General features: G+C 38.7%; 7 protein-coding genes and 1 pseudogene. 4 read left to right on the top strand and 4 right to left on the bottom strand.

What is annotated here, in order from left to right; translation table 11 throughout:
- A pseudogene (locus tag EA341_RS09440) lies at positions 1-191 on the bottom strand (hypothetical protein); the annotation flags it as partial.
- Positions 192-251: 60 nt separating this feature from the next.
- On the opposite strand from EA341_RS09440, the gene EA341_RS09435 reads away from it, so the two are divergent.
- Positions 252-1,148, top strand: coding sequence for a hypothetical protein (locus EA341_RS09435; RefSeq protein ID WP_293013361.1), 897 nt, complete (start codon positions 252-254; stop codon positions 1,146-1,148).
- Positions 1,149-1,193: 45 nt separating this feature from the next.
- Here EA341_RS09435 and EA341_RS09430 read toward each other — a convergent pair whose 3' ends face one another.
- Complete coding sequence (locus EA341_RS09430) at positions 1,194-2,750, bottom strand: AbgT family transporter (RefSeq protein ID WP_293013359.1); 1,557 nt, start codon at positions 2,748-2,750, stop codon at positions 1,194-1,196.
- Positions 2,751-2,831: 81 nt separating this feature from the next.
- Between EA341_RS09430 and EA341_RS09425 the strand changes: the two genes are divergently transcribed.
- Together EA341_RS09425 and EA341_RS09420 are read left to right on the top strand one after the other, a co-directional pair.
- On the top strand, positions 2,832-3,788 hold the full coding sequence (locus EA341_RS09425) for an endonuclease/exonuclease/phosphatase family protein (protein ID WP_293013356.1): 957 nt from the start codon (positions 2,832-2,834) through the stop codon (positions 3,786-3,788).
- A gap of 14 nt (positions 3,789-3,802) precedes the next feature.
- The gene (locus tag EA341_RS09420; RefSeq protein ID WP_293013354.1) at positions 3,803-4,714 is read left to right on the top strand and encodes an SMP-30/gluconolactonase/LRE family protein; all 912 of its coding nucleotides are present in this window, start codon (positions 3,803-3,805) and stop codon (positions 4,712-4,714) included.
- A gap of 112 nt (positions 4,715-4,826) precedes the next feature.
- Here the strand turns inward: EA341_RS09420 and EA341_RS09415 are convergent, their stop codons facing one another.
- Positions 4,827-5,540: a DsbA family oxidoreductase gene (locus EA341_RS09415; protein WP_293013352.1), complete on the bottom strand. Its 714-nt coding sequence runs from the start codon at positions 5,538-5,540 to the stop codon at positions 4,827-4,829.
- Positions 5,541-5,596: 56 nt separating this feature from the next.
- Between EA341_RS09415 and EA341_RS09410 the strand changes: the two genes are divergently transcribed.
- A complete protein-coding gene (locus EA341_RS09410; RefSeq protein ID WP_293013350.1) occupies positions 5,597-5,752 on the top strand; it encodes a hypothetical protein in 156 nt (51 codons plus the stop codon).
- Between the two features lie 43 nt (positions 5,753-5,795).
- Here EA341_RS09410 and EA341_RS09405 read toward each other — a convergent pair whose 3' ends face one another.
- Positions 5,796-6,866, bottom strand: a complete 1,071-nt coding sequence (locus tag EA341_RS09405; RefSeq protein ID WP_293013348.1) for a Fic family protein — start codon at positions 6,864-6,866, stop codon at positions 5,796-5,798.
- Between the last annotated feature and the right edge of the window lie 76 nt (positions 6,867-6,942).

Below are 6,942 nucleotides of genomic sequence, written 5' to 3'. Positions count from 1 at the left end.
GCAAAGCTTTGGAAGTATTTTTGCACAGAGTTGGGGAATAATGCCAATTCTTCTGGTGTAGGCATTTGGATGAAAGTATTGATCAAATCTGCAAATTCAGGTTTTTTGTACAAATCCAATACAGCAGCATCAGCTAAAGGATCACCTTCGTTACGAAGTGCATCCATATTTCTCGATTGATATAATTTCAATTTATCCACAGTTTGCTAACCTATATTAAGCCAATAGGTTTTAAAAATAGAAATAGATACATGTATAAAACACTCTTCTTCTGTCTTCTTACTCTAATCTCCTCATTTTCAATTTGCATTGCTCAGTCAGCTACAGACTTGATCGCCTTGGATGCAAAAGCTACTGGTAGCAAGCTAAAACTTGAAATAGGTACGGAACAAAAAATCACAGATCGAAATCTTTATGACAATCAGCCAAATTTTATAAATGAAAAGCAGATGGCATTTTCAGCAGCAGATGAAAAAGGTAATCATGATATTATAATATATACTTTCAGTTCCGGTAAATTCACTAACCTGACTAAAACTCCCGACCTGAATGAGTTTTCCCCGGCAATTACAGATTGTGGTTTGTACGTTTCCGCTGTAACTGTTGAAAAAGACGGAAAACAAAGACTTTGGCTGTATCCTACCAACTTTGGAGAGCCTGAGCTACTGTATGACGATATTGAGCCCGTTGGTTATTACGATTGGTATGATAATCGGGCTGCCATGTTTGTACTGGGACAACCCAATACCTTGATCTACCCATTTGCAAAGGAAAATATCCTGAATATAAGTCAAAACGTAGGTAGAACTGTAAAAAAGAAACCCAAGAGCAGTATCATCACCTATTTGGACAAAAATGACAGTAAAGAGATTAATGGCCAAAAGGTATTTGCTATCAAAGGTTTTGACATAGAAAAACAGCGGAGCTTTAATTATGGCTACAGCATCCCTGGAGAGGAAGATTTTATATGGTTGAATAAAAACCTACTCCTGATGGGGAAAGGAAATGAATTGTTTTTCCGAAAAGCCAACAAGCAGGACTGGCAATCCGCCGGTTACATTAAAGTTGAAGGTTACCAGGATATCAGCCGCATGGCCTATTCTCATGATCTTAAAAAACTGGTTTTAGTGATGGAAAGAACCAACTAATGACTATAATCCAAGCATTTTTCTACGCTTATTTTCGTCAAATCATCAAGGTGCAATCATATAATATTCATAAGTCGACTGTAAACCAAGCGGAATTCCCAATGTCCAATACAACAATAAAAACAGAGACCATACTACCAAAAGCACCAGAGAATAGGGTAGCATAATTGAAACCAAAGTCCCAATCCCTGTGGATTTGACATACCGCTGACAGAATACCACAATTAATGGAAAATAAGGAAGCAGAGGCGTAATGATATTGGAAACAGAATCCCCTACCCTGTAGGCTGCTTGGGTAAGGTCCGGAGATATCCCCAACTGCATCAACATGGGTACAAAAATAGGACTGATCAGTGCCCATTTGGCAGATGCCGAACCTACCAAAAGATTTACAAATGCTGTTAGAATCACAATCCCTACTATTGTAATCTGTGCAGGCAATTGCATGGCTTGAAGTACATCTGCACCTTTTAGAGCTGTTAAAGCACCAATATTGGATTTCCCAAAAGCATCAATAAATAATGCGCAGAAAAAAGCCATGACAATATAATATGCCATGCTTCCCATGGCTTTACTCATGGATTGTACCATATCTTGGGCACTTTTATAGGTACCGCTGAGAAACCCGTAGGCCACTCCGGGAATCCAAAATAAAATGAAAATAAGGGGTACAATAGATTTCATCAATGGTGCACCAAAGGAAGTGATTTCGCCTTCAGAATCCCTCAAGGCGGAATCATTTGGAATAGCCCACAAAACCAACAGGATGATACAAACCATCATAACCATAAAAGCTGCCCAAAAAGACCTTTTTTCACGCATATTGAGAGTTTCCATTTTTGGAATATCCTCTATATTCTCGTCTACAGCTACATTTTTATTTAATCGGGGCTCAATCACCTTATCAGTGAGATACCATACCACAGTTATCACGACGATACTGGAAAGACCGGTAAAGAAAATATTATTAAGCGGGTTTAAAGTAATGTCTGAATCTATGATTTGTGCAGCAGACTGGGTAAAGCTCTGTATGAGTGGGTCTATACTTGAAGGAATAAAATTTGCACTGAAACCACCTGATACGCCCGCAAAAGCTGCGGCAATTCCCGCCAAAGGATGTCTTCCTGCAGCATAAAATATTACTCCCCCCAGGGGGATTACCAATACATATCCGGCATCTGCAGCTGTATGGCTGACAATGGCTACCAAAGTGAGGATAGGTGTCAACAGCATCTTAGGGGTAATACCCAATAAAAATTTCAAGCCAGCATTGATAAAGCCGGAGTGCTCCGCAACCCCTACACCTAGCATTGCCAATAAGACTACACCCAAAGGAGGAAAATTAATAAATACTCCAGTCATATTACCCAGAAAGTTTGCGAATTGGGTGCCCGTCAGCAGATTTTGTACCCTCAACTCAGCACCTGACCGGGGATCTACAGCTCCAAAATCTATAGGTGAAAGTAAGGCTGACATTACCCAGGTAATCAGCATCAATATCAAAAACAATATCGCTGGATCTGGTAATTTATTTCCTGCCTTTTCAATAAAATCCAAAAATCTATCCAAAAAGGTCTTCTGCGTAGGGGCTGTTTTGCTCATTAAGGGTTATATTGTATTTCCTCAAAAATAATCAGCCTTTCCAAAATTCAAACTATCCCTCCATGCTAAACTTTTTTTATCATGTCTATAGACCTACATAACCCACCAAAAGAAATCCTTCAGGAGCTTAAATTATTAAAAGATGCACTAGACCATGAAATCCCTCCAAAAAAACTGGATAGAAATGTACTGATATGTACCTGGAATATCCGGGTTTTCGGTAACCTTACCATGGCTTGGGAGGCAGGTGATAACCAATCACCCAAAAGAGATGGACATTCCCTGCTCTGTATTGTCGAAATCATCAAAAGATTTGATATTATTGCTGTTCAAGAAATCAGGGGGAATATTAAGGCTTTAAGGGAAACCATGAAGCTTCTTGGTCCTGACTGGAGTTTCCTGATGACTGATGTCACTGCAGGAAATCCAGGGAATGATGAAAGATTAGGCTTTATATTTGATAACAGAAAAGTAAAACTTTCGGGTCTTGCTTGTGAAATAGTCATACCAGATGATGTCCTAAAGAAAAATAGAGCCATAAATCCTGATGCATTACAACGACAGTTTGCTCGTACCCCTTATGGAGTAAGTTTCCAAGTAGCCAAAAATACCTTTGTTTTGTTGACGCTACATGTTTTATTTGGGAGAAAACCGGCAGATCGTATAGCAGAAATCAAAGCCATTGCAGAATGGATCAAAAAGTGGTCTGGTGATTTGGCTTCCTGGAACCACAGTTTAATTACCCTTGGAGATTTCAATATCGTAAGAAAAGGAGATCCAACGTATGATGCTTTTGTATCTACAGGCTTACATGTCCCTGATGATTTGCAGAATATAGATAGGACAGTTTTCAAAAAAACTTATTCCTTCTATGATCAGATTGCCTGGTTCGATAAAAATATTTGCATGAAATATGCCCAAGGGGGTGTATTTGATTTCAGAGATTTGGTGCTTGTCAATAGACCTTTGACCATTAGCCAACTTTCATTCAGAATATCTGACCATTTTCCGTTGTGGTCAGAGTTCCTAACGACCTAATATAATTGACCAACATGTTTAAAAAAAGCTTATTCCTCTTAACCCTTTTGGGTACTCTTGTGATAGACACTAGCTATGCTCAAAAAAGCACGTATAGTAAAGTCGCTGCAAAAAATGCAGAACCGGTAAAAATCGGTGATGGATATAGTTTCACTGAAGGTCCTGCCGTTCACCGTAACGGCGACGTATATTTTACCGATCAACCCAACAACCAAATTATCCGATGGTCAGCAACTCGATTTGAGATGAGTGTATTCATGGAAGATGCAGGAAGGGCTAATGGAATGTATTTTGATAGGGAAAGTAACCTCATTGTCTGTGCAGACGAAAAAAATCAATTATGGTCAATCAATGACAAAGGAGACGTCAAGGTTTTGATAGAAAATTACAAAGGGAATTTACTGAATGGCCCGAATGACTTATGGATTTCTCCTTATGGTGGTATATACATCACTGACCCACTTTACAAAAGAGATTATTGGGAAAGAGATCCCGAAATGCAACAAGATGGAGAGCACCTCTATTTTTTGAGCCCTGATAAAATGCAGTTTATCCGCGTAGATGAAAATCTCGTCAAGCCAAACGGTGTAGTGGGTACCCCTGACGGTAAAAAGCTTTATGTCGCTGATATCGGAGACAATAAGACTTACGTTTACGAAATTACTGAAGACGGTTTTCTTATAAATAGAGAACTTTTTGCAGAAATGGGCTCTGACGGTATGGCAATAGACAACAGAGGTAATGTTTACCTGACAGGAAAAGGTGTTACAGTATTCAACTCACGAGGCAAGCAAATTGCCCATATCCCTATTGAGGAAAACTGGACTGCTAATGTTGTTTTTGGAGGTACTGACAGAAAAACCTTATTTATTACAGCCATGGGATCTGTGTACACCCTTCAAATGAAAACCAGAGGGGTTTGGTAATACCTGAAGGTGGTATAAAAGCCTCATGAAAATAAAACACAAAGGAGTCACTAAAATAAAATAGTGACTCCTTTGTGCCTTTTCAGACATTTATTAATTGGGAAAAGTTGGATCAGTCGCAATTTCCCTCTGAATCGCAGGAATTGCCTTCCTTTGAAGATCCGGAAAACTGCAAAACCGGATTTTCCTTAACATATTCTGTCCAAGCTTTTTCAAGAGTTTGCGTAAATACCTCTTTTGGCTGCGCTCCTGAAATTCCGTGCTTTCTATCCAAAACAAAAAACGGAACACCCCTTACGCCAAGTTGTCTGGATTCGTAAATATCCTGATCTACTTTATCTTCAAATTCATTTGAATTCAGACAAGACAATGCCTGTTCTTTTTCGATTCCAACTTCTTCCGCAAATGTCACCAAAGTTTCCTGATCGTCTATATTAGCACCTTCAATAAAATAAGCTTTTAATAACCTCTCTTTCAACTCCCCTCCTTTACCAAGACTTTTGGCCAATTGAAGCAGTCTATGTGCATTTTTTGCATTGGCAACAATTGTTTTGTCCATTCTGTATTCCAAACCTTCGATTTCTGCCATTTCCGTTACCTGTTGGGTAATTTCTCGGGTTTGCTCCATAGACCAGCCTTTGGTTTCAGACAAATATTCCAATGTGCTTTTGGAAGGATCTGTTTTCATATCAGGATTGAGTAAAAAGCTTTTCCATTCAATCTCTACTTGATCTGCAAATTCGAATTCTTTCAATGCTGATTCAAGTCTCCTCTTGCCTATATAGCAAAAAGGACACATGATATCTGACCATATTTCTATTTTCATAAGCTAATTGTTTACTTTAGAGATACAATGAAAAATCATCCTGCTTGGTTCAAAAAATGAAGAAGAAAGAATGCCCCTCTTGCGCAATGGAAGTAGATGACAAGGCTGATGTCTGTCCTATATGTCAATTCGAATTTCCAAAAAGAAACCCTCTTTACCAATGGTTGGCTATCATACTGGCCTTATTTTTCCTATTGATGTTTGTTCTATGAAAAAAACCGTTAATACAGTTTTGTTGTATTAACGGTTCTATTATCAGGTCAATTCAAGATGACTTTGCAAGGAATGCATGACTGTATCAGCCACTAAGTGATAGAATATTTCAGGATTATTATCTACTTGTATCGCCTCCAAAGCTTTGTAATAAGTCATCCTTGAATCCAAGTCACCTTTAAGGTTCGCAATGGTATAGCCATGCTTGAGCAGAATTAAATTCATGACCAACCTGCTACTTCTTCCATTGCCATCTATAAACGGATGAATGCTCACCAATCTTTCATGCATTTCTGCCGCTAGAATAACTGGATGCAGAACTTTTTTTTGGGCATCATAATGCTGAAAATATTCCTCCATCATTTTGTCCAACAAATAAGGCTGAGGTGGCTTATGCTGGCTTCCTGAAATCATCACTGGTACATTACGGTATTTTCCCGCATTTTCTTTGTCAATACCTTTTAAAATCAGGTAATGCAATTCTGATAGGGTCCTGGGACTATAATCCAATTCATCCTTTACCAATGACTCCATATAAGAAATCGCCTCAGCATGATTGATGGCTTCAAGGTGCTCTTTCATGGATTTCCCACCTATGGTTATCCCTTCATTGACAACCAAATGGGTCTCCTGAAGGCTTAGGGTATTCCCTTCAATCCTATTACTCTCAAAAGTATAAGCCACATGGAAATACTCCTTCATTTTTTGAAGCTGTAGTCCATTGAGTGGCTTTTTAGATTGCCATTCGAGTTTGAGCCTATCAATTTCTTGAAGCTTATCCCTGATTTCATCACTAAGACCCTGCATGACCAAAGCTTGCTTGCTACTGAGATAAGAAACCCTGGATTCAGCAAGACTCAGCACTTCAATTGCACGGTCTTCATTCTCCAATAATTTGTACACTTTTTCTGCAAGCCATACTTTTCGAAGCTCTTCAAATGAAATATGAAGGACTTCAGCGAGGGCCTTTAGGTTGTCTTCTGTAGGCAACCTTTGTCCTTTTTCAAATTTAGAAACCAAAGCAGCATCTATGCCGGAAGCCTGAGCAAGGCTTCTCACCACCAAGTTTGATGCTTTTCTGGCCTCCTTAAGTACGATTGCAAGGGTTTTCATATTATGTTGACAAATATTATGTTGACAAATTTAATCAACTTTTTTGTTATTTTTTCATTTTACCATATTTTTTATC

It is taken from the genome of Mongoliibacter sp. (assembly GCF_007692705.1).
Lineage (GTDB): Bacteria > Bacteroidota > Bacteroidia > Cytophagales > Cyclobacteriaceae > Mongoliibacter.
This window is presented reverse-complemented; position numbering and strand designations above follow the sequence as displayed.

What these genes read in the sequence shown, in the direction of transcription:
- EA341_RS09410 (WP_293013350.1), top strand. Translation starts at nt 5,597, where the DNA reads ATGAAGAAGAAAGAATGCCCCTCTTGCGCAATGGAAGTAGATGACAAG.
- EA341_RS09435 (WP_293013361.1), top strand. Translation starts at nt 252, where the DNA reads ATGTATAAAACACTCTTCTTCTGTCTTCTTACTCTAATCTCCTCATTT.
- EA341_RS09415 (WP_293013352.1), bottom strand. Translation starts at nt 5,540, where the DNA reads ATGAAAATAGAAATATGGTCAGATATCATGTGTCCTTTTTGCTATATA.
- EA341_RS09430 (WP_293013359.1), bottom strand. Translation starts at nt 2,750, where the DNA reads ATGAGCAAAACAGCCCCTACGCAGAAGACCTTTTTGGATAGATTTTTG.
- EA341_RS09405 (WP_293013348.1), bottom strand. Translation starts at nt 6,866, where the DNA reads ATGAAAACCCTTGCAATCGTACTTAAGGAGGCCAGAAAAGCATCAAAC.
- EA341_RS09420 (WP_293013354.1), top strand. Translation starts at nt 3,803, where the DNA reads ATGTTTAAAAAAAGCTTATTCCTCTTAACCCTTTTGGGTACTCTTGTG.
- EA341_RS09425 (WP_293013356.1), top strand. Translation starts at nt 2,832, where the DNA reads ATGTCTATAGACCTACATAACCCACCAAAAGAAATCCTTCAGGAGCTT.